The 21,701-nt window shown below is 72.8% G+C and carries 20 protein-coding genes; 6 read left to right on the forward strand and 14 right to left on the reverse strand.

Annotated elements, in window-relative coordinates; translation table 11 throughout:
- The first annotated feature begins 104 nt into the window (after positions 1-104).
- Both ACFYUV_RS02635 and ACFYUV_RS02640 read left to right on the forward strand, forming a co-directional pair.
- Complete coding sequence (locus tag ACFYUV_RS02635; protein ID WP_387664131.1) at positions 105-986, forward strand: helix-turn-helix domain-containing protein; 882 nt, start codon at positions 105-107, stop codon at positions 984-986.
- 133 nt (positions 987-1,119) lie between these two features.
- Positions 1,120-1,353, forward strand: a complete 234-nt coding sequence (locus ACFYUV_RS02640) for a DUF397 domain-containing protein (RefSeq protein ID WP_352327185.1) — start codon at positions 1,120-1,122, stop codon at positions 1,351-1,353.
- Between the two features lie 38 nt (positions 1,354-1,391).
- On the opposite strand, the gene ACFYUV_RS02645 is transcribed toward ACFYUV_RS02640, so the two are convergent.
- Positions 1,392-2,024 (reverse strand): hypothetical protein, encoded by a 633-nt coding sequence (locus tag ACFYUV_RS02645; RefSeq protein WP_387664133.1) that lies wholly within the window; start codon positions 2,022-2,024, stop codon positions 1,392-1,394.
- A gap of 83 nt (positions 2,025-2,107) precedes the next feature.
- Here ACFYUV_RS02645 and ACFYUV_RS02650 point away from each other — a divergent pair, with 83 nt between their 5' ends.
- A complete protein-coding gene (locus ACFYUV_RS02650; protein WP_387664135.1) occupies positions 2,108-2,737 on the forward strand; it encodes a TetR/AcrR family transcriptional regulator in 630 nt (209 codons plus the stop codon).
- 36 nt (positions 2,738-2,773) lie between these two features.
- On the opposite strand, the gene ACFYUV_RS02655 is transcribed toward ACFYUV_RS02650, so the two are convergent.
- From ACFYUV_RS02655 to ACFYUV_RS02680, 6 genes are all read right to left on the reverse strand, one after another.
- The gene (locus ACFYUV_RS02655) at positions 2,774-3,571 is read right to left on the reverse strand and encodes an alpha/beta fold hydrolase (protein WP_387664137.1); all 798 of its coding nucleotides are present in this window, start codon (positions 3,569-3,571) and stop codon (positions 2,774-2,776) included.
- 67 nt (positions 3,572-3,638) lie between these two features.
- Positions 3,639-4,859 (reverse strand): esterase-like activity of phytase family protein, encoded by a 1,221-nt coding sequence (locus ACFYUV_RS02660; RefSeq protein ID WP_387664139.1) that lies wholly within the window; start codon positions 4,857-4,859, stop codon positions 3,639-3,641.
- Between the two features lie 340 nt (positions 4,860-5,199).
- Positions 5,200-5,511, reverse strand: a complete 312-nt coding sequence (locus ACFYUV_RS02665) for a WhiB family transcriptional regulator (RefSeq protein ID WP_125634885.1) — start codon at positions 5,509-5,511, stop codon at positions 5,200-5,202.
- Between the two features lie 100 nt (positions 5,512-5,611).
- Positions 5,612-6,457 carry a sucrase ferredoxin gene (locus ACFYUV_RS02670; RefSeq protein ID WP_387664141.1) on the reverse strand — a complete coding sequence of 282 codons (846 nt, stop codon included), beginning with the start codon at positions 6,455-6,457 and terminating at the stop codon, positions 5,612-5,614.
- 135 nt (positions 6,458-6,592) lie between these two features.
- Complete coding sequence (locus ACFYUV_RS02675) at positions 6,593-8,080, reverse strand: glycerol-3-phosphate dehydrogenase/oxidase (RefSeq protein WP_387664143.1); 1,488 nt, start codon at positions 8,078-8,080, stop codon at positions 6,593-6,595.
- Positions 8,073-8,582 carry a helix-turn-helix domain-containing protein gene (locus ACFYUV_RS02680; RefSeq protein ID WP_352363842.1) on the reverse strand — a complete coding sequence of 170 codons (510 nt, stop codon included), beginning with the start codon at positions 8,580-8,582 and terminating at the stop codon, positions 8,073-8,075. The genes ACFYUV_RS02675 and ACFYUV_RS02680 overlap by 8 nt, the downstream gene beginning before the upstream one ends.
- Positions 8,583-8,613: 31 nt before the next feature.
- Here ACFYUV_RS02680 and ACFYUV_RS02685 point away from each other — a divergent pair, with 31 nt between their 5' ends.
- Complete coding sequence (locus ACFYUV_RS02685) at positions 8,614-10,188, forward strand: FAD-binding oxidoreductase (protein WP_387665289.1); 1,575 nt, start codon at positions 8,614-8,616, stop codon at positions 10,186-10,188.
- Here the strand turns inward: ACFYUV_RS02685 and ACFYUV_RS02690 are convergent.
- Complete coding sequence (locus tag ACFYUV_RS02690; RefSeq protein ID WP_387664146.1) at positions 10,167-10,577, reverse strand: hypothetical protein; 411 nt, start codon at positions 10,575-10,577, stop codon at positions 10,167-10,169. The genes ACFYUV_RS02685 and ACFYUV_RS02690 overlap by 22 nt on opposite strands.
- 129 nt (positions 10,578-10,706) lie before the next feature.
- Between ACFYUV_RS02690 and ACFYUV_RS02695 the strand changes: the two genes are divergently transcribed.
- Together ACFYUV_RS02695 and ACFYUV_RS02700 are read left to right on the forward strand one after the other, a co-directional pair.
- Positions 10,707-12,194: a metallophosphoesterase family protein gene (locus tag ACFYUV_RS02695; protein WP_387664148.1), complete on the forward strand. Its 1,488-nt coding sequence runs from the start codon at positions 10,707-10,709 to the stop codon at positions 12,192-12,194.
- Positions 12,195-12,209: 15 nt separating this feature from the next.
- Positions 12,210-13,787 (forward strand): bifunctional 3'-5' exonuclease/DNA polymerase, encoded by a 1,578-nt coding sequence (locus ACFYUV_RS02700; protein WP_387664150.1) that lies wholly within the window; start codon positions 12,210-12,212, stop codon positions 13,785-13,787.
- Between the two features lie 4 nt (positions 13,788-13,791).
- On the opposite strand, the gene ACFYUV_RS02705 is transcribed toward ACFYUV_RS02700, so the two are convergent.
- The 6 genes from ACFYUV_RS02705 to ACFYUV_RS02730 all read right to left on the reverse strand — a co-directional run bounded on the left by ACFYUV_RS02705 (position 13,792) and on the right by ACFYUV_RS02730 (position 21,567).
- Positions 13,792-15,060 carry an MFS transporter gene (locus tag ACFYUV_RS02705; RefSeq protein ID WP_387664152.1) on the reverse strand — a complete coding sequence of 423 codons (1,269 nt, stop codon included), beginning with the start codon at positions 15,058-15,060 and terminating at the stop codon, positions 13,792-13,794.
- Between the two features lie 76 nt (positions 15,061-15,136).
- Positions 15,137-15,952: an MOSC domain-containing protein gene (locus tag ACFYUV_RS02710; protein ID WP_387664154.1), complete on the reverse strand. Its 816-nt coding sequence runs from the start codon at positions 15,950-15,952 to the stop codon at positions 15,137-15,139.
- Between the two features lie 15 nt (positions 15,953-15,967).
- A complete protein-coding gene (locus ACFYUV_RS02715; RefSeq protein ID WP_387664156.1) occupies positions 15,968-17,158 on the reverse strand; it encodes a Cmx/CmrA family chloramphenicol efflux MFS transporter in 1,191 nt (396 codons plus the stop codon).
- Positions 17,159-17,229: 71 nt separating this feature from the next.
- Entirely contained in the window at positions 17,230-17,802 is a 573-nt protein-coding gene (locus tag ACFYUV_RS02720; protein WP_387664158.1) for a TetR/AcrR family transcriptional regulator, read from the reverse strand.
- Positions 17,803-17,846: 44 nt separating this feature from the next.
- A complete protein-coding gene (locus tag ACFYUV_RS02725; protein ID WP_387664160.1) occupies positions 17,847-19,994 on the reverse strand; it encodes a protein kinase in 2,148 nt (715 codons plus the stop codon).
- A 202-nt stretch (positions 19,995-20,196) separates the two neighbouring features.
- Positions 20,197-21,567, reverse strand: coding sequence for a DUF1116 domain-containing protein (locus tag ACFYUV_RS02730; protein WP_387664162.1), 1,371 nt, complete (start codon positions 21,565-21,567; stop codon positions 20,197-20,199).
- Between the last annotated feature and the right edge of the window lie 134 nt (positions 21,568-21,701).

Genomic DNA, 21,701 nt, shown 5'->3' on the forward strand with positions numbered 1-21,701 from the left:
GATCCAGTGCCCATCTTTACGGGGTGTGGGTAGTGATGCAAGACTTTTCGTGTTTTACCGATGCGAATACCATCTGCACGTGCAGATGATCTAGGAGCGGTCGAGTGAGCGCACAGAGCGCGGAGGGAAAGCTTCTCAGCTACACGCCGGGAAGCCCGACGGTGCTGCGGATCCTGCTGGGTACGCAACTGCGCAGGCTCCGTACCGAGAAGGGTATCTCCCGGGAGGATGCCGGGTACTCCATTCGCGCATCTCATGCGAAGATCAGCCGACTTGAGCTCGGTCAGGTCAGTTTCAAGCAGCGGGACGTCGCCGACCTGCTCACCCTCTACGGCGTCACCGCCCCGGACGACCGTGAGCCGCTGCTCGCCCTGGCCCGGCAGGCCAACGCGCCGGGCTGGTGGCACAAGTACGGCGACCTGCTGCCCGGCTGGTTCGAGGTCTACATCGGGCTGGAGGGGGCCGCCTCGGCCATCCGCACGTTCGAGAACCAGTTCGTCCCCGGCCTGCTGCAGACGCCCGCGTACGCCAAGGCCGTGATCCGGCTCGGCAACGAGAAGGCGCTCGACCCCGAGCTCGACCGCCGCGTCACCCTGCGCACCACCCGGCAGAAGCGCCTGGAGAGCGGGCTCAAGCTGTGGGCCGTGATCGACGAGGCCGTCCTGCGGCGGGGGCTCGGCGGGGCCGGTGTCATGCAGGAGCAGATCCGCCACCTGCTCGACGCCACGGAGGAGCGCAACGTCACCGTCCAGGTGATGCCGTTCGAGAGCGGCGGGCACGCGGCGGCCGGCGGTTCGTTCAGCATCCTGCGCTTCCCCGAGCGCGAGCTGCCCGACGTGGTCTACATGGAGCAGCTCACCAGCGCCCTCTATCTGGACAAGCCGGCCGACTCCGACCACTACATGGAGGTCATGGACCGGCTGAGCATCCAGGCCCTGGAGCCGAAGCAGACCCGGCGCTTTCTGGAACAGCTCATTTCCGGATGAGCTGCTGAAACTCCTGTGATCCACTCCATAGTCGGATTTTTGGTCATCCGGTATATGGAGTCTGTCGTGCTGTCGTATGGTCAGCGCAAACGCGGATGCACGTGCATCCGTAAGATCGCTAGGAGCTTCCCCCATGCACGAGTTCCGGAACGGAACGCCCGCCGGTCACCTCCCCGTCGTGTGGCGCAAGAGCAGGCGAAGCAATCCCAACGGCAACTGCGTCGAGGTCGCGGGCCTGCCCACGGGTGAGATCGCCATGCGCAACTCCCGGTTCCCCGACGGCCCCGCGCTGGTCTACACGCAGGCCGAGATCAGCGCGTTCGTCCTGGGGGCCAAGGACGGCGAGTTCGACGACCTGATCGTCTGAGCACCCGGTCTGATCCCCCCGTCTGATCCTCCGTCTGATCAGCGGGGTCCGTTGTACCAGCGCCACCGGGTCTGACGCGGCCGTCCGGGCAGCTCGCCGCGGCCGGTCGCCCACAGCAGCGTGGCCCAGGGGGCGGTGTCCACGGGGGCGTCGGGGAACAGGCGGGCCAGCACCCGCGAGCACAGGTCGGCGGGCGGCTCCCAGGCCAGCCCCAGCCCCTCGGACACGTCGTGCATATGCACGAGCGTTTCCACCAGGCCCATCGCGGCGGTCGCCGACGCGTCCGCCATGCCGAAGACGTGATGACCGCGCGCCTGCCGCGGCGCGGTGCGGACCATGGCCGACAGCAGCGCGCCGCAGGCCTGGAGCACCTGCAGCAGCCCGGTGGGCCCGGCCGCGCGGTCGGCGTGGATGGTGTTGTTGGGGCCGCCGGGCCTGCGCCGCTCCAGCGCGAACGGCACGTACGTGTCCAGCGGCGGCACGTTGAGCCCGAGCTGGGCGGCGTAGGCGAACAGGTCGTCGGCGAGGTGCTCGACGGTCTCCCAGCAGGTCCACTCCAGTGAGCCCGCCTTCGCCTCCCACGCCTGCGGCGGCGCGTCCCGCAGCGTGTCGACGGCGAGGGCGACGGCCTGGTCGAGGTCGTCCGCGGTCACGAGCGCTGAATCCGGCATGCAGGGCACCTTATCGCCGTCCGCTTCGTGCGCCCGCGTGTAGGGTCGTCACGATCCGAACGTCCGGACGGGAGCCGTACCGCATGACCGACCCCGAAGACCTCACCGCGCGCGCCCGCATCAGGGAGGCGGCGCTGCTGCACTTCGGCGAGCACGGCTTCGAGGGGGCCACGACCCGCGCCATCGCCGGGGCCGCCGGGGTGTCCCCGGGGCTGCTGCGCCACCATTACGGCTCCAAGCAGGCGTTGCGCGAGGCGTGCGACGAACACCTGATCAGGCTCGTCCGGCGGATCGACGACGACGTCCGCGCCGGCGCCGTGCCCGCCGGGCGCAACCCCGTGGCCGCGGCGCTCGACGCGCTGGCGCCCTACCGGCTGTACGTGGCGCGGGCGCTGGCCGAGGGCTGGGCGGCGCCGCTGTTCGACGGCATCGCCGAGCTGAGCGAGCGGTGGCTGGCGGAGCTCGACGAGACCCGCAGCGACGAGCCGTTCGCCGGGCGCAGGGCGCGCGCGACCGTGTCCACGGCCATGTCGCTGTCGGTCGGCGTGCTGCACAAGCACGTCTCCCGCGGCCTCGGCGTGGACGTGTTCAGCCCCGAGGGCGCCCACCTGCTCGCGCTCACCCTGCTCGACCTCTACTCCCACCCCCTGCTGACCCCGGAGGCGGCGGCGGAGCTCCGCGACGCCCTCGGCAAGCCCCCCGGAAGCGGATGATCTAGCCCAGAGAGGCTCTTTCCGGTACGTGCCCGCTCAGGACAGGAAGTCGGTCAGCGTCGGCAGCAGCGCCTCCGGCCGGCCGAGCACGCCGTGGTCCTCGCCGGGCAGCACCACGTGCCGGGCGCCCGGCACGGCGGCGGCGACGGCCCGCACGGCGTCCAGCATCCACTTCGGGGACTGGTCGCCGCCGATCGCCAGGGTGGGCACGGTGATGCCGGACAGCCGCTCGACCGGCAGTGACTGCCCCGGACCGCACACGGCGGCGTCGTAGGCGAGCGTGTGCGCCAGGGTGGTGAACCAGCCCCACACGGGCTCCGACCGCATGCCCGCCACCACCTCGGCGGGCACGTCGGCGCCCTCGGTCAGGAACAGCGCCACGGCCTCGTCGCGGCGATCGCCCTCGACGAGGGCGCGCAGCCGCTCGGCGAAGTCGCCGCCGGGCGCGGTGCGCGCGCCGTCCACGACGTACGGCGGCTCGTAGACGGCCAGGCGGGCGATCGGCAGCCCGTACGCGGCGGCCTCCAGCGCCAGGATGGCGCCGGAGGAGTGGCCGAAGACGCTCGCCGAGCCGCCCGCGTGCTCGATCAGCGCGGCGAGGTCCTCGATCTCGCGCTCGACGGCGTAGGCGGGCGCGTCGCCGCTGCCGCCCCGGCCGCGGCGGTCGTGGGCGATCGCGCGGAAGCCGGGGGCGAGCGCGGCGGCGAGGGCGGCGACGGTGGTGCGGTCGTTGAAGGCGCCGCCCACCAGGATCACCGGGTGGCCCTCGCCGCTGCTCTCGAACGCGATGCGGGTGCCGTCGGCCGAGGTGACGGTCTGAACCGTGGACTGCATGTCGAACTCCTTCTGCGGGCTCTTGTCAGCAGGAGGTCGGAGCCGTCCCACGCTTCTCTACATGCTTCTACCGGAAAATTCGCGGATCGGCCTGAAGGCCGCGCGAGAGCCGGACGGTGATGAACTCGTTGTCGTCGGGACGGCCCGGCGTGCGGCCGCTGGAGAAGGGGAAGTTGTTGTCGTCCAGCAGGCCCAGGGTGCGGTCGTCGAGGACGACGACGTCCTCGATGGTCTGGAACGGGAACCGGAACGTGCCGGGCGTGCCGCCGAGGCCGCGCGGGTCGGCCAGGTCGAGCAGGTCGGCCACCTGCGTCTTGTCCAGGGCGCCGTCGTGGTCGCGGTCGCGCGTGTCGGCCAGGTAGACGCGCTTGACCTTGGCCGCGTCGCCCTGGAGGTTGTCCCGCTCGATGATCAGGAAGCGGTTCGCGTCCACGGCGACGGCGTCGCCGATGGAGTGCGCGGGGTCCTCCAGCCGGTACGTCCACGTGCGCCCGGTGTATGCGCGCTTGCGCAGGTCGAACTCGTTCATCCGCAGAGTGCCCGCCGGGTCGCCGTTCACCGTGCCTTCGAGCAGCGGGTAGAGCCGGCGGCCGTCCACCGACCTGGCCATGCCCTCGAAGCCCTTGGAGCTGGCCAGATTGGGCTGGGCGCCGTTCAGCCAGGGGTTCTCGGGGGCCTTGACGCCGGGCAGCTCGATCGGGGCGTCGAGCAGCCGGCCCTTGCGGTCGAAGTGCAGCAGGAAGGGCCCGAACTCGTCGCCGATCCAGTAGGTGCCGTCCGTCGCGCGCACGATCGACTCGACGTCGAAGTCGGAGCCCGTCAGCGTACGGTCCTGGCGGGTCAGGGCGAACGGGACGAGTCCCCGCGGGTCGGTCAGGTTGAAGCCGCCGAGCACCTCGACCGTTTTGGCGGCGAAGTCCGGCTTGACGCGGTGCACGCGCAGGAGGAAGTCGGCGCTGTTGGCCTTGTTGCCGAAGCCGTTGTCGGACAGCACGTCGAAGGTGCCGTCGTGGCGGCGGGCGATGCCGCTGAAGCCCTGCACGGGCTGGCCGGGGAAGGGCGGGGTGACGCCGTTGACCGGCGCGGCGCCGAGGAGGGAGCCCGACGGCTCGCTGCCGGGCACGTAGGTCTGCGCGGGCAGCGCGGCGAAGCCGGTCAGCGTGGCGCGGCCGAACGCGGCGGGTCCGCGGTCCCCGGGCCGGGCGGGGTCGGCCATGGCGGCGGTGGCCGGGGCGGCGAGGGCGAGCGCCAGGGCCGCCGCGCACGTCAGGGTGGTGATGCGTCTCATGGCGGGCACGCTAGAGGCGGCACATGACGGCATTCCGAACATGAGACGACCTTCAGGGACGCTCATGGATTAATCGGACATCATTGCCGGTCCGCCCGAGCCCGGTGACCTGCGCACATTCCCGGACGAAAGGCGCGCGCGACGGGAAACGCGACCGGCCACCCCTGCCCTGGGTCGGGCGGGGGTGGCCGGGCGATGCTTGGTGCGGGATGACGATCTCGGGCCTGATCAGGCAGTTGCCCCGACCGGGTTCGCCAGAGCCTGGACATGGAAGGCCAGGCTCCGGTTCATCGGGACAACTGAGTGATCACGCGATGATCGTTGATGCTGCCGAGGTGTGTCAGGCGGCGGAGATGCCGGCGCTGGCGGCGCGGCGCATGCGACGGCGACGCTCGCTGGCGCGCTCGTCCTCGTTGAGACCGCCCCACGTGCCGTACTTCTCCGGCCGGGACAGCGCGTAGTCTAGGCACTCGTTGCGGACAGGGCACCCGGCGCAGATCGCCTTGGCCTTCCGCTCACGTACGTCACGCTCGGGCTGCCGCTCCCCGTCGGGGCCGAAGAAGAGCACGAGATCCTCACCCCGGCACGCGGCATCATCCTGCCAACCCCAGCTGGGGCGCGGGCGGGCGAGCTGCCGACGTACCTGAGACATGAGAAAACCACCTTCGTGAGAGGTATTTCGGTAATTGAGCCGCATTGGACGCTTTTGGCGTCACTGTTCCAACGCAAGGACGGGCCGTGATGTTCCCTAGTCAGGCGAGGGCGGGCGTGGCGTACCGCACAGGCGTGAGCCTGTCCAGCGAAACCAGCCGGTAGGTGGTGATCGTCTCGGCGCAAGCCGTACCACACGGCGCTGTGAACGCCGATGGCTCAACCACAACCTGGAACCGGACGTCTCCGCAGCGCACGACTGCTTCGGTGACGTCGCCGTCCGACCTGGAGGATTCCACGGCCACTGCGCCGACGGAGCACTCTCCCGTATGGGCTCGGGCAAAATGCTCGACGGCTTGCAATGGCTCAGGGATGCCTGCGCGCCCCCGGAGACGGTCGAGAATGATCTCGCCCGACCGGTACGCGTTAGCCGCTGCCAGTGCAGCAGCCTGAGACATGCTGCCGTAGAAAATTCCGTGTGGCAAGCACACGAGGTTGGCGGCGTAGCGATCGCCGCCAACGTGTGACGTTTCCCACACTCTGTCCGGCAAAGATTCGGCCAGCGACCGAGCGAGGGGTAGTCCAATGCGGGCGCAGCACGCATTGCGCTTGGCGTGCGTGCAGACCAGAAATACCGGCTCGTCTTCAAGTATGCAGGACTCCGGGAGCACTCCGGCCACGAAGGCGTCCAGGTCAAGATCGTCCGGACCTGCGACGACGCCGCCGGCCAACCAGGGGCGGTCGCCCGCCGCGTAGGCCAATAGCACACGGATCCCCTGGTCCCGCTGGCGGGTTCGCTTGCCCGGCCGCCTGATGAGCTGGGGCCTGATACCGCGTTCGAGCGCTCTGCGCACGAGTTCGGAGATTTCTTCAGGAAGTTGCAAGCTTTCCAGGTGGGACGGCCACGGCCCGGCGTACTCGACGAGCAGCCACAGCCTGGCTCCCACGGTGGCGCTGGCCAGGGTGGGCAGGGCTCCCGTGTGGCAGCCCGCCGGATGCTCGCATCCCCTCGCCAACGCCTCCCCCTTCCCGAAGAATTAGGTAAGGATAACCTAACGCATCCGGCGGGTTCGGGGCCGGGGTCACCCGGTGCCGAGCACGTCGCGTGTCGCGGGCAGCGCGCGGTCGCGGTCGGCGGCGACCAGGCCGATCCTGGTCCTGCGGTCCAGCAGGTCGGCCTCGTCGAGCGCGCCCTCGTGCCGGACCGACCAGAGCAGGTCGCCCTTGGTCAGGCCGAGCCCGACCTCCTCGGGGTGGGCCTTGACCAGCTCGTACGCCGCCGCGGCCTCGCTGCCGTACCGCTCGGCCAGCCGGGGCGGCACGCCGTCCGGCTGGGGGCCCGCGCCGACCAGGGGGAGGTGCTTCGTCCGGCTCGGTCCGGCGTTGAGGTCTTTGAGGGAGACCGCCCGGTCGATGGCGTCCTCGGCCATTCGTCGGTATGTGGTGAGTTTGCCCCCGACGACCGTGACCACGCCGCCGTCCGACAGCACCGCGTGCCGGCGCGAGAGGTCCGCCGTGCGGCCGTCCGCGGCCAGGAGCGGCCTCAGGCCCGCGTACGCGCCCGCGACCGCCTCAGGGGTCACCGGAGCCTCCAGAATGCCGTTCAGCACCTCCAGGAGCGCCGTGACGTCCTCGGCGGGCACCTCGGGGACGTCGGGCACCGGCCCGTCCAGCGGCTCGTCGGTCAGTCCGACGTAGACGCGGCCGTCGCCCTGGGGCAGTACGAGCGCGAATCGGTTGCTCTCTCCGGGAATGGGCACGTGCATGCCGGCGATCAGCCCCGGCAGCGTCCCGGCGTCGAGCACGAGATGGCTGCCCCGGGACGGCCGCAGCCGCACCGCCGGGTCGAGCTGCCCGGCCCACACGCCCGTCGCGTTGACCACCGCTCTGGCCCGGATGGTGAACCGCTCGCCGGTCAGCTCGTCGCGCATCTCGGCGCCCTCGTCCGTGAGCCGCAGGGCGCGGCAGCGGGTCAGGACGCGGGCGCCGTGCCCGGCGGCGGTCCTGGCCAGCGCCACGACCAGGCGGACGTCGTCGAGCAGCCGGCCGTCCCACGACAGCAGGCCGCCGCGCAGGCCGTCGCGCGCCAGCACCGGCGCGAGCGTGTGGGCGCGCGCCGCGCCGAGCCGCGTGGGGCCGGGCAGCAGGCGGCGCGGCGTGCGCGCGGCGGTCCGCAGCCCGTCGCCGAGCCGGTAGCCGGTCATCACCAGGGCGGCCTGCCGCGGGGAGACCGCCGGCGTCAGCGGCAGCAGGTACGGATGGGCCTTGACCAGGTGCGGAGCCGTCGTCCTGAGCAGGATGCCGCGCTCGACCGCGCTCTCGTAGGCCACGTCCACCTGGCCCTTGGCCAGGTAGCGCAGCCCGCCGTGGACCATCTTGGAGCTCCACCTCGACGTGCCGAAGGCCAGGTCGTGCGCGTCGACCGCCGCTACGCTCAACCCGCGGGAGGCGGCGTCGAGGGCCGCGCCGGCTCCCGTCGCGCCGAGCCCCACCACCAGCACGTCCAGCCGCCCGTCGGCGACCACGCCCAGTTCGTACGTCCTTCTGCGGGCGTTCAGCGAGCTATCCAAGGTAGGCCTCCAGCAGGGCGGCGAGTTCGGCGTCCAGGTCGTCGAGCGTCACGGGGTCGAGCATCGTGGGGGCCGACAGCAGGAACGACTGGGCGACCAGCAGCACGGCCCGCGCCCTGGCCGGCCCGCCGACGGCCGGCTCCAGCAGGGCCAGCACCGCCTCGTGGCTGGCCCCCCGCCGGTCCAGCAGGTACGGCAGCAGCAGCTCGGGGTCCGCCTCCACGATCTTGCGCCAGAGCGGGTGCCCGCGCAGCCCGCGCACGCCCGCCACGATCGCGGGCACCGGATCGGACAGGTCGAGCCCCGACACGACCGCGACCCACTCCCGCGTCATCAGGTCGGCGACCAGCGAGCGCACGTCCGGCCAGCGGCGGTAGATCGTCATCCGCGACACGCCCGCCCGCCTGGCCACGTCCGTGAGCGTGGTCCTGCGCACGCCGTAGGCCAGCACGCACGCGCGGGCCGCGTCCAGCACACCCTCATTGTGACGGTTCGACGTCATGTGTCACAGTGTATGCGTGACCGGTGAACCCATGCTGTGGAGTGGCTGGGGCGACCCCGCCAAGGCCCGCGAGCTGCCCGAACAGATCCGCAAGCTGCTGCACGACCTGCTCGGCGTGCGCGCGCCCGAGACCCCGGCCGCCGCCATCGAGGAGGTCCGGCTGCCCCCGGTCGCGCTGCCCGAGCCGGTGCTGGCCGCGCTCGCGGCCGTCACCGGGCCCGCGCACGTGCTGACCTCCCACGAGGCCAGGCTGCGGCACACGCGCGGCAAGTCCACGCCCGACCTGCTGCGGATGCGCGCGGGAGACGGCTCCGACGCCCCCGACGCGGTCGTGCTGCCCGGCTCGCACGAGGAGGTGGCGGAGCTGCTGCGGCTGTGCGCGGCCGAGCGGATCGCGGTCGTGCCGTTCGGCGGCGGCACCTCCGTCGTCGGCGGGCTCGTGGCCGCGCGGGCCGGCTTCACCGGTGTGATCGCGCTCGACCTGGGCCGGCTCGACCGGCTGCGCTCGGTCGACGCCGAGTCGATGGTGGCCGACTTCGAGCCGGGCGTGCGCGCCCCCGAGGCCGAGCGGCTGCTCGCCGAGCACGGCCTCACGCTGGGGCACTTCCCCCAGTCCTTCGAGTACGCCACGCTCGGCGGCTTCGCCGCGGCCCGCTCCAGCGGCCAGGCCTCGGCCGGGTACGGGCGCTTCGACGACATGGTCGTCGGCCTCACCCTGGCGACGCCGTCCGGGACGCTGGAGCTGGGCCGCGCGCCCAAGTCCGCGGCCGGGCCCGACCTGCGCCAGCTCGTCCTGGGCTCGGAGGGGGCGTTCGGCGTCATCACGTCGCTGCGCCTGCGGGTGCGCAGGCGGCCGGCCGAGCGCCGTTATGAGGGCTGGCGGTTCGAGTCGTTCCGAGCGGGGACGGCCGCCGTGCGGTCACTCGCCCAGGAAGGACCGCTTCCCACCGTGCTGCGGCTCTCCGACGAGACCGAGACCATGATCGGGCTGGCCGGGCCGGACGCGATCGGCGGCGGTGGCTCCGGCTGCCTGGTGATCCTCGGCGTCGAGGGTGACTGGATCGGCCACCGGCACGCCGCGGCCGCCGCGGTCCTGGCCCGGCACGGCGGCGAGCCGCTGGGGCCCGAGCCCGGCCAGGCGTGGGAGCACGGCCGCTTCTCCGCGCCGTACCTGCGCGACTCGCTGCTCGGCGCGGGCGCCACCGTGGAGACCCTGGAGACGGCCGGGTTCTGGTCGAACCTGCCGCGCCTGTACGACGCCGTCCGGCTGGCCCTGCTCGGCGCGCTCGGCTCGCCGCTGGTCATGTGCCACGTCTCGCACGTGTACGAGACCGGCGCCTCGCTGTACTTCACCGTCGTGACCCCGCAGCAGGGCGACCCGGTCGAGCAGTGGGAGCGGGCCAAGGAGGCGGTGAACGCGGCGATCGTCGAGGCCGGCGGGACGATCTCGCACCACCACGGGGTGGGCCGCGACCACCGGGACGCCTACGGCGCGGAGCTGGGCCCGCTGGGCGTGGGCGTGCTCCAGGCCGTCAAGGACCGGCTGGACCCGGCGGGGATCCTCAACCCGGGGGTGCTGGTCCCTCAGTCGCCGCCGGGGATCTGATCGGCCTCCGCCAGCGTCTCGGCGGCGTCGCTGTAGCGGTGGAGGGCCTCGTACGCCTCGGCCAGCCGGTAGAGGGAGACCGCGAGGTGGCCGCCGTCCAGCCCGCGGCTGAGCGCCACGGCCTCCTGCGCCATGGGCAGCGCCTCGGTGGCGCGGGAGCGGTCGAGCAGCATCCTGGCCGTGGTGCGCAGGCAGTGGGCCAGCAGGCCGGTGTGCTCGGCGGGGGAGCGGGCGGCCAGCGCCCGGCTCTGGGCGACGGCCTCGAGCGCCCGGTCGACGCCCCGGCCGCCCCGGCGGGGGAGGGTGAGGGCGTAGGCGAGTAACGCCTGCACGGCCGCCGCGTCGGGGCTGCCCATCCGGGTCGCGTCGTCCGGGCCGTTCCGGTTCATGGGAGCCCACCTCCGCGTCCCAAGGGCTTGCTTGGGGACGTGAGGTTACACCATGCCGCACCATCTGTGTTTCCGGGAGTACGGAGCGTGGGGTGTGCGCGAATGGTGGATGCCGGTAAAGATGTGGTCATGGTGGAAGTCGCGGCCGAGCGCGGGAAGCAGCATTCGTCACGGGTGTCGAAGGCGGGGGCCGGCTGGGCCTGCGCAGAACCGGGGGCGTTCGCCCAGCTCAGACCGGACAAGGGTGGATTCACCTGGCTGAATTTAGGCACGCTCTGGTTGTCCAGGAACGAGATCCTGGCGACCTTGTTCGGTGATCCTTCGGGGGAGGTGCGGAAACGGTGGATCGCGGCTCAGGAAGCCCGCGGTATAGATCCGGAATTTCGCATCAAGCCCGGCGTCGGGGGAAATTTCAATTTCCTGATTCTGGGCGACACCGGCGAGGGCGACGCCTCCCAGTACGCCGTCGTCCCCGGGATGCTGAAGCTCGGGCAGGACACCTCGTTCGCGGTCATCGCCAGCGACGTCATCTACCCGACGGGGTCGGGCAACGAGTACGGGAACAAGTTCTTCCGCCCGTACAAGGACTACCAGGCGCCGATCTACGCGATCCCCGGCAACCACGACTGGTACGACGGGCTCGGCGGCTTCATGCGGGTCTTCTGCGACGCCCCGCCGCTCAAGCCGACGCCGGACCGCGGGCTGCGCGGGCTGCTGTGGCGCAAGCCGGAGACGATCGACGAGGGCAGGCTGGCCGAGGCGCGCGAGCTCCGGGGACGGCCGGCCCAGCAGGCCGCGCAGCCGGCGCCGTACTGGGCGATCGAGAGCGACAGCCTGCTGGTCGTGGGCGTGGACACCGGCATCAAGAACGTGATCGACAAGGCCCAGACGGCCTGGCTGCGCCGCGTCTCGCTCGACCCGCGGCCGAAGATCCTGGTGACCGGGAAGCCCATCTACACCGGCAACGTGCACAAGCCGTCACCGCTGGAGGAAGGCGGCACGATCGATGACATCGTGCGCGACCCGGCCCACCGGTACGTCGCGGCCATCGGCGGAGACGTGCACAACTACCAGCGCTATCCGGTCAAGGTGGGCGACCGGGTGATCCAGTACATCGTGACCGGCGGCGGCGGCGCCTTCATGCACGCCACCCACATCATCGGCAGGGTGGACGTCGCCGGCGTGGCCGAGGACGACTTCAAGTGCTACCCGCTGCGCGGCGACTCGCTGTCCTTCTACAGCCAGCTCTACGCCCGCCGCCTGCGGATGAAGTGGCTCTGCCTCACCCCCGACGAGGCGGTGTGCATCATGTCCAGCCAGATCGGCAACCGGCCGGCCCGGCCGGTCGAGGGCGCGGTCACGGTGACCCGGCGGATGCGCTGGGCGGCGCGGCTGCTCGGGGCCTGGCCGTGGCCGTTCAGGCTGCCGGTGGACAAGGTGTTCCACCGCTTCCTGTCGGAGCTGTCCGACTGGGACCAGCCGCCGTTCTTCAAGCAGTTCCTGCACGCGTCGGTCACACCCGGCCGGCTGACCCTGCGCTGTTTCGCCGCCACCGGCTGCCTGGAGCAGGAGCTCCAGCCGCCGCTGGAGGACGAGGTGCACATCGATTTGTCGTAGCCGTTTGGCACCCTTATGTGCGTGTATGTCGTGGTAGCGGGGGAGACAGTGCTGCTCCCCGTCGGAGGAACGGCCCGGCGCGCGGCCGACCCGGCGTCCGCGGTGCGGGAGCTGGAGTCCGGGGGCGGGCCGCGGTGGGTCTGGGCCGACACGCGGGAGACGTACCCTCAGCTGCTGGAGCGGGGCGTGCGGGTCGCCCGCTGCCACGACCTCGCGCTCACCGAGGGGTTGCTGCTCGCCCACGAGGGCCGCTACGGAGAGCCGCGCTCGGCGCGGGCCGCCCACGCCCGGCTGCACGGCCTGCCGGTGCCCGACGACCAGCCGAGCGTGCCCGGCACGCTGTTCGCGCCGGAGCCGCTGGGGGCCGAGGCGGTGGCCGAGGTGCTGGCCGACCAGCTCCGCCGGATCGAGGCGCTGCCCGAGCCCGGCCGCTTCCGGCTGCTGGTCGCCGCCGAGTCCGCGGGCGCGCTGGTCGCGGCCGAGATGTCGCACGAGGGCATGCCCTGGCGCCTGGACGTGCACGACGCGCTGCTCACCGACCTGCTCGGCCCGCGGCCCGTGCACGGCATGCGCCCGGCCAAGCTGCAGGCGCTGGCCGACGAGGTGGCGGCGGCCTTCGGGCGGCCGGTCAACCCCGACTCGGTGCAGCAGCTGGTCAAGGCGTTCAAGGGGGCGGGGGTGGCGCTGAAGACGACCCGGTCGTGGGAGCTGAAGAAGATCGACCATCCCGCCGTCGCGCCGCTGCTGGCCTACAAGGAGCTGGCCCGGCTCTACAGCTTCCACGGCTGGGTGTGGGCCGACCAGTGGGTGCGCGGCGGGCGCTTCCGCCCCGAGTACGTCGTCGGCGGCGTGGTGTCCGGCCGGTGGGCGACCAGCGGCGGCGGCGCGCTGCAGATCCCCAAGGTGATGCGCCGGGTCGTGGTGGCCGACGCGGGATGGACGCTGGTCGTCGCCGACGCGGCCCAGCTGGAGCCGAGGGTGCTGGCCGCGATGGCCGGCGACGGCGGGCTGGCCAGGGCGGCGGGGGAGATCGACCTGTACTCGGCGCTGGCCCAGTCGTTCGGCGGCGAGCGCGGGAACGCCAAGATCGCCATGCTGTCCGCCATGTACGGCGGCACCAGCGGCGACGCCTCCAAGCTGCTGGCCGTCATGCGCCAGCGCTTCCCCAAGGCGTACCAGTTCGTGGAGGACGCGGCCAAGGCCGGGGAGGAGGGGCGGCTGGTGCGGTCGTGGCTCGGGCGGACCAGCCCGCCGCCGTCCGGGCGGTGGAAGGAGCTGGTGTCCGGCCCGGAGGGCGGCCGGGCGGCCCGCGACCGGGGCAGGTTCACCAGGAACTTCGTGGTGCAGGGCACGGCCGCCGAATGGGCCCTGGCGCTGCTGGCGGTGCTGCGCGGGCTGCTGCCCGAGCCCGCCAGGCTGGTGTTCTTCCAGCACGACGAGGTCATGGTGCACTGCCCGCTGGAGCAGGCCGAGGAGGTCACCGCGGCGGTGACGGCGGCGGCCGCGGAGGCGAGCAGGCTGCTGTTCGGCTCGACCCCGGTGCGCTTCCCGATGGAGACGGTGGCCGTGGGGTGCTACGCCGACGCCAAGTGACCGTTCAGGCCGGTCTGTCGCGGTACCGGGCCGAGACCAGCCAGAGCCCGGCCAGCGTGACCATGACGCCGACGACCAGGCCGAGCACGCCGTAGGACAGGATGCCCACGATGGCGCCCGCGATGATCGTCCCGGTGGCGCCGCAGACGTTCATCAGCAGGTCGGACAGGCCCTGCACGGCGGGCCGCCGGTCGATCGGCACCGACTCGGTGACCAGCGCCGACCCGGCGACCAGCCCGCACGACCAGCCGAGCCCGAGCACGACCAGGGCTGTCGTCACCTGCCACACCCGGTGCCCCGCGGTGCCCGCCAGGACGGCCGCGGCCAGCAGCAGCACCGAACCGAGCACCAAAACCGGCACCTTGCCCGCCCGGTCGGCCAGCCAGCCGACGACCGGCGAGAGCATGTACATGCCGGCGATGTGCAGGCTGATCACCAGGCCGATGACGTTCAGGTTCGAGCCGTCGTGGTGGAGCTTCACGGGCGTCATCGACATGATCGAGACCATCGCGGTGTGGGCCACCGCGATCATGACGAGCGCGCGGCGGGCCATGGGGGTCTCGCGCAGCGTGCGCAGGCCCGTCCTGATCGTGCGGTGGCGGCCGGGGCCGGGCTCGGGGGCGCCGTCCAGCTCGCGGGCCAGCTTGAGCGGGTCCGGGCGCAGGCCGCCGATGATGATCACCAGCGCCACGGCGAACGCCAGCGCCGCGAACGCGAACGGCCCCGCCTTGGCCGCCAGCCCGGCCTCGATCCCGATCCGGTCGGCGGGCTCGGCCAGGTTGGGCCCGGCGACCGAGCCGACGGTCGAGGCCCACACCACCAGCGACAGGTGCCGGGCCGAGTGGCCCTGAGGCGACAGGTCGGTGGCCGAGTAGCGGGCCGCCAGGCTGCCCGCGCTGCCGCCGCCGACCAGCACCAGCCCGGCCAGCAGCAGCGGCCAGTTGCCCAGGCTGATCGCGGCCACCGAGAGCGCGCAGCCCGCCAGCGCCGCCAGGTAGGTCAGCGACAGGCCCACCCGGCGGCCCCCCAGGCTCGACAGCCGCGCGGTCGGCAGCGCGAGCAGCGCCGCCCCGAGCACGGTCGCGGTTCCGGCGAACCCGCTGATCACGGTCGAGCCGGACAGCTCGTCCACGACCACCGAGCTGAGCGCCAGGCCGACGGCCACCCCGACGCCGCCGACGATCTGCGCGGCGGACAGGACGACCAGGGTTCGACGCTGGACGCTGACGAGGTCAGGCAGGGAGACGGGGGGTTTCGTGGGGGCGCTGGTCACCTGTGAAGTCTCGCATAGCCCCCGACATCCCCCCAAAGAGGACAGGCATCCATTTCTATTGGGAAAGGTGCCTTTTTCAGAGGATGGTGACGGAATCCCCCACCGTGATCGTGCCGGGGGCGTCCGGGATCAGGTTGATGCCGAACCAGACCTTGCCGTCCCACTTGCGGTGGCGGGACAGCGTCCTGATGGGCTCCTTGCCCTTGGTGTACGTCGCGGTGTCGATCGTGGTCAGCACGCAGCGGTCGCAGCCCTTGGTCACCCGGAAGGCGACCGCGCCGATGCGCAGCCGCTTCCACTCGTCCTCGGCGAACGGCCGCTCCACGCCGTCGATCACCACGCTGGGCCGGAAGCGGTGCATGGGCAGCGGCTCGGGGACCTCCTCGCCGCGTTCGGCCGCCGTCTCGGCGATCCAGTCGTTGAGCCGGCCGAGTGAGGCGGTCGTGGTCAGCAGCAGGGGGTAGCCGTCGGCCAGGCTCACCCGGTCGCCGGGCAGGCCGTACTCGGGGTTGACGGGACGCCGGGCCGGGTCGTCGAGCCAGGCCAGCCGCGCCGGGCGGCCGATCAGGTCCGACAGCCAGCGCGCCGCGTCGTCGCCGCAGTCGGTGAGCTCGACGGGCGTGCGCCAGACGTCCACGGTGGTCATGGCGGAAGTCGGGGTGACCCGCAGCGGGGGCGCGTGCGGGCCGGTCAGGGTGAGGGTGTCGCCGTCGAGCTGGGCCACGCAGGCCAGCAGCCTGGGGTGCTCGCGGGCGGTCAGCATGCCGCCCTGGCCGTCGGTCACCAGGTAACGCCGGTCGCCGGCCAGCCCCCACGGCTGCACTTCGGCCTCATGGACGTCGTGCCCGGCGGTGGACTTGACGGGATAGAAGTGGATGCTCGCCAGTTCCATGGCCAGGACCGTACCTCACGCCCTCGGGACGGCTTCGGCCCGGTGGGCCGCGGCGACCGGCTCCCGGCCCGGACGGGCCGACAGGGCCACCACGCCCAGCGCCGCCGCGCCGAGCACGGCGCCGATCCAGCCGACGGACGGGTATCCGGCGCCCGCCCCGATCGCCAGCCCGCCGAGCCACGGGCCGACGGTGATGCCGACGTTGAAGGCGCAGACGTTCATCGCGGCGGCCATCGTGGGGGCGTCCTTGGCCAGGGTGAAGACGCGGGTGTTCAGCGTCGGGTTGGTGGCGAAGCCGAACCCGCCGAGCAACAGGACCAGCGGCACGGCCAGCACCGCGACCGGCGCGGCCAGAGCCAGCAGGACCGAGGTCACGACCAGCCCGGCGATGCCCGCGTACAGGGTCGCGAAGGGGCGCGTGTCGGCGGTGCGCCCGCCGATCGTGATGCCGATCACCGCGCCGACGCCGTACAGCGCCAGGACGGCGGGCACCCAGGCGGCCCGCAGGCCGGTCGTGTCCACGAGCATCGCGCTCAGGTAGCTGAAGGAGACCAGCAGGCCGCCGGTCGCCAGGGCGGTGGTGGCGAAGGCGAGCCACAGGCGCGGGCTCAGCATCGAGCGCAGCTGCTCGGCGACGCCCGGCGCGGCCTCCCGCTCGGGACGGCCGCCGGGGATCGTGGCCAGCACGCCCAGGGCCGCCAGCGCCGACAGCGCGGCCACGGCCCAGAACGCGGCGCGCCAGCCGAGGTGCTGGCCGATGACCGTGCCGAGGGACAGCCCGACGACGGTGGCCACGGTCAGCCCGCCCGCCACGATGCTCATCGCCTTCCCCCGGGCGTTCGGCGGCACCAGGCCGACCGCCGTGGACGCCGCGACCGCCCAGAACCCGGCGTAGACGAAGGCGCCCGCCACGCGGGTGGCGAACAGCAGGCCGTAGCTGGTGGTCAGGGCCCCGGCGACGTGGGTCAGCGCGAAGACCGCCATGAACGTCAGCAGCGCCGTCCGGCGCGGCCAGCGCATCGTCACGACGGCCAGCACCGGCGCCCCCACCAGCATCCCGATCGCGAACGCCGAGATCAGCAGCCCCGCGTCGGGGACGGACACGCCGAGGTCGGCGGCCATCTCCGGCAGCAGTCCGGCCAGCATGAGCTCCGAGGTGCCCTGGGCGAAGATCGCCAGCCCCAGGATGAACACCGCCAACGGCATGAGAACTCCTTCAATTTTAGAACGCTCAGTACAAAATTCGGGCACGAAAATAGATGGAGGCGCAGGAAAGGTCAGAAAGCGGTCAGCGCCGTCGTCGCGATGGATTCGAGCACCGCCCGGCCCGCCCCGCCCCGGGCCGCGACGCGCAGGCCGCTGACCGTGGCCACGACGAAGTGCGCGAGCGCCGGCGCGTCCTTCTCCGCGCCGATCTCGCCGAGGGCCTGCCCGCGCTCGATCGCGCCGCGCATCGCCTCCACCCGCCGCTCGCCGTCGCGGCGCAGCAGGACGGCGATCTCCGGGTCGTGCGGAGCCAGCTCCACCAGGGCGTTGACCACCAGGCAGCCGGCCGGGTCGCCGGCCTCGGGGTCGACCGCCTGCCACAGCACGGTCCTGATCTTCTCCATGGCGGGCCGGTCGGAGGCCATGAGCTCGATCAGCGCGGACGTGCGCTCCTCCTGGTAGCGGCGCAGGGCCCGCTCGTAGAGGTCGCGCTTGTTCGCGAAGGTGTTGTAGATGCTGCTGCGGCCGAGGCCGGTGGCCTCGCACAGGTCCTGGGTCGAGGTGCCTTCGTAGCCCGCGTCCCAGAACGCGCGCATGGCGGCCTCGACGGCGCGGTCCTCCTCGAACGTCCGTGGTCGTGCCATGACGAGCACGCTAGCACGTTTTGGAATGATCAGTGCAATATGGGTCAGGTGGTCTGGCGGAAGGTGTCCAGGAACGTCTTGCGGACCTCGGCCTGGTCGTCCCACTTCAGCTCGGGCATGTCGAACGAGATCGTGAAGGCGGTCTTGTCGTCGAGCGTGACGTACCGGGTCAGGGCGTGCATCGGGACGCCCTCTTTGGAGGTGTAGGTGTACTCCCAGTCGGCGGCCTTCCAGCCGCGGTAGTCGGTGGCCTGGAGCTGCACCTGGATGTAGCCCTCCACGCCGCCGTCGGCCTCGCGCCGGCTCAGCTCGGCGAGCCCGTCCGCCTGAGGGGCGGCCTGCTCGACGACGATCCGGGTGCCGGAGTCCTTGGGGCCGGTGAAGGTGGCCGCGTCCCCCGAGGCGGCCAGCTTCCAGCCGTCCGGGACCGCCGCCGCGAAGCCGGGCGGGGTGTGCTCCTTGTAGCCGTCGGGCACCGGCGACGGCCCGGTCCTGCGCGGCGCCTGGCTGGTGGCGGCGGCCGACTGCGTGCCGGGCGAGACCTGCGGCGGGCCGCCGGACAGGATGACCACGATCGCGCCGATCACCACGGCCACGCCCGCGACCGCACCGGCGATCAGCAACGGCGTGGGCCGGCCGCCGCGCATCCAGGGGCCGTCGCCCTCCTGGACCCTGCGGCGGCTGGTGCCCGCCCGCGAAGAACCGCCGCGCGAGGGGCCGCTGCGCGCCGGCCCGGTCCGGGTGGAGCCGGTGCGCGAGGAACCGGTCCGGGTGGCGTCGGTGCCCGACGGGCCGGAGCGCGACCCGGCGCCGGAGCCGGGCAGGGTCGCCAGGCGGCTGTGGCTGATGTCGTGCGACAGGTCGCGCGAGTGCTCGCGCAGTTCGTCGGCCGAGGCCAGCGGCCACGGGGCCGGGACGGCGGCCGCCCTGCTGTCCGTCGTCAGCGGCAGGATCGGCTGCGGCGCGGGCGGGACGGGCGCGCCGAGGTCGTCGAGGTCGTCGAGGTCCGCGGCGGGCGGTTCCATCCGGTGCGGGCCGGACGGGCCGCCGAAGGCGTCGAAGCCGCCGGCCGGGGACGGCAGCCGGTCGGTGCGATGGCTGCCCGACGGGCTCGACAAGCCGTCGTAGGGCGGCATCGCGTACCCGCCCGCCGGGCCGGCCAGCGGGTCGTACGGCACCCGCACCGGCCCCGAAGGGGTCTCCACGATGCGCGAGGGCATCGGCCCGGACGGGTGCTCCAGCGGCGGCAACATCCCCAGCGGCGTCGGGTCCGACTCGGCCGGCAGCGTCTCGGGCGGGCGCGGACGGGCCGAGCCGTGGGCGCGCAGCACCGCTTCCAGCAGGTCGGCGACCTGCTCCGCGGTGAGCCGCTCGGCCGGGTTCTTGCGCAGCAGGCCCTCGATCACCGGCAGCAGCGCCCCGGCCCGCTGCGGCCTGATCGGCTCCTGGGTGAGCACCGCGCCCAGCACCGCGATCGCGTCCGGCCCTTCGTACGGCGGCCGCCCCTCCACGGCCGCGTACAGGGTCGCGCCGAAGGACCACAGGTCGGCGGCCTGCCCGATCGGCTGCCCGGACAGCCGCTCCGGCGGCACGTACGCGGGCGAGCCCATGAGCAGCCCGGTCTGCGTGATCGTCACGTCGCCCTCGATGGCGGCGATGCCGAAGTCGGTCAGCACCACGCGGTCGGAGGTCAGCAGCACGTTGCCCGGCTTGATGTCGCGGTGCAGGATGCCGGCCGCGTGCGCGTGCCGGAGCGCGTCGAGCACGCGGATGCCGATCTCGGCGGCCTGGATCACCGGCAGCGGGCCGCTCTGCCGCACGGCCTGCTCCAGCGACCAGGCGCGGACCAGCTCCATCACGATCCACGGCCGGCCGTCCTCCTCGACGACGTCGTGGACGGTGACGATGCCCGGATGCGTCAGCCGGGCCGCCGACCTGGCCTCGCGCAGCATGCGCCGGTGGGCCATCTGCTTGCCCGCCTGATCCAGCCCGTACGGCAGGATCAGCTCCTTGACCGCGACGTCCCGGTCGAGCAGCACGTCGTGGGCGTGCCACACCATGCCCATGCCGCCCCGGCCGACCGGCGACATCAACCGGTAACGCCTGCCGACCAGACGCCCCTGGCTCTGCGGGTCACCCCCCGGCGCACCCTGGTCCGGGCCGGGCCCGCCGAGCAAGCGGTCGGCTGCCATCTTGCCGCCCCCATTCAGCCTCATCCGTCACATCAGAGCGTGACCGCTTCGTGCGGTGGATCGCCGTACGCGCCACCGTGCGCCATGCGCTACTTGCAGATTATGAGGTTCGCCACGATATCGGCGGAAAATCGGTAATGGAAGGCGAAGACCCTTTACAGCCGCTCTGACCTGCAGATATACGGCTTTTCAAACTGATCACTTACTCAGCGGCGAGTGCGATCAACGCGCTGGTGAACGCCTGTGCGGGCGGCTCCACCAGCCCCGCGCCGACCTGGCCGGTGCCCGCCACGCGCCCCGCGATGCCGGTGTTGACGACCGGCAGAATGCCCGTCCTGGCGACGAGCGTCACGTCGATGCCGACGGGCGTGCCGCGGAATCCGAGCCCGGGAATCAGGTACGCGGGATGCTCGGCGAGCGTGATCTCGTACATCGAGCGGGTGGCCCGGACCGCGTCGGCCACCTCGCCGCCGACGAAGCGCACGATCGCGGGCGCGGCGGCCATCGCGAAGCCGCCCAGCCCGGAGGTCTCGGTGATCGTGGAGTCGCCGATGTCGGGGTTGGCGTCCTGGGGGCCGTACGCGCCGAGGTAGAGGCCGTCCGGCACCCCGGCCGGGCCGGTGAACCAGCGTCCGCCGAGCCCGGAGACCTGCACGCCGAAGTCGGTGCCGTTCCTGGCCATGGCCACGACCAGCGAGGAGCCGGGGATGTCGCGGGCGGCGTCCGTGCTCACCTTGCCCGCGGCCATGCCCGCGTTGAGGAAGAAGTGGTCGTTGCCGTTGACGAAGCGCAGCACCTGCGCCGCCTGCGCGGGCGCGGCCTCCACCAGGGCCGGGGCCAGCTCGCGCAGCAGCAGCGAGGTGGCCGCGCGGTTGCGGTTGTGCAGCTCGTCGCCCATCTGGAGGGCCTGCGCGATCAGCGAGCGCAGGTCGATCGGGCCGGTACGGGCCAGCGTCGCGGCGAGGACCGGGCCGAGCACCTCGTCCATCCAGCGCAGCCGGTCGAGCACCTCGGGGCCGTACGCGCCGTACCTGAGCACCTTGCCCAGGCCCTCGTTGAGCGAGCAGTAGGCGGTGCCGCCGTGCTCCTCGTCGCGTACCTCCAGCAGCCACATCGACGGGCTCACCACGCCCGCCATCGGGCCCACCGTGGCGTGCTCGTGGCAGGGCCGCAGCGCGACCGCGCCCGCCGCCAGCCCGGCCTCGGCCTCGCGCTCGTCGCCCGCCAGGCCCTCCAGCAACATCGCGCCGATCAGCGCGCCGCGCATCGGGCCCGAGGCGCGGTCCCACTCGATCGGCGGCCCGGCGTGCAGGAACGTCCGCGCGGGCAGCACCTCGGCGGCCCGCCGCAGCCCCACCAGGTACGGCCGCGCGCTGGTCAGCCTGCGCACGGCCAGCTCGTTGGCGGCCGTCCTGCGCGGGTCGGCCAGCACCTTGGCCAGGGCGTCGGCGGTGCCGGGCAGCGGCGGTCGCCAGGCCACCGGCGTCGTCGGCACGGCCTGGGCCGCCAGCGCCTCGTCGAGCAGCCCCGCGCCGACGGTGATCACCCGCGGCGGCCCCGACAACAGGCTCACGACACCCTCCCGGCAAGGCGACGAACGGCGAACGGGGGCACGGCGAACGGGGGCACGGCGAACGGGGGCACGGCGAACGGGGGCACGGCGAACGGGGGCACGGCGAACGGGGGCACGGCGAACGGGGGCACGGC

This window comes from Nonomuraea sp. NPDC003560 (genome assembly GCF_042878785.1).
In the GTDB taxonomy this organism is placed as follows: domain Bacteria; phylum Actinomycetota; class Actinomycetes; order Streptosporangiales; family Streptosporangiaceae; genus Nonomuraea.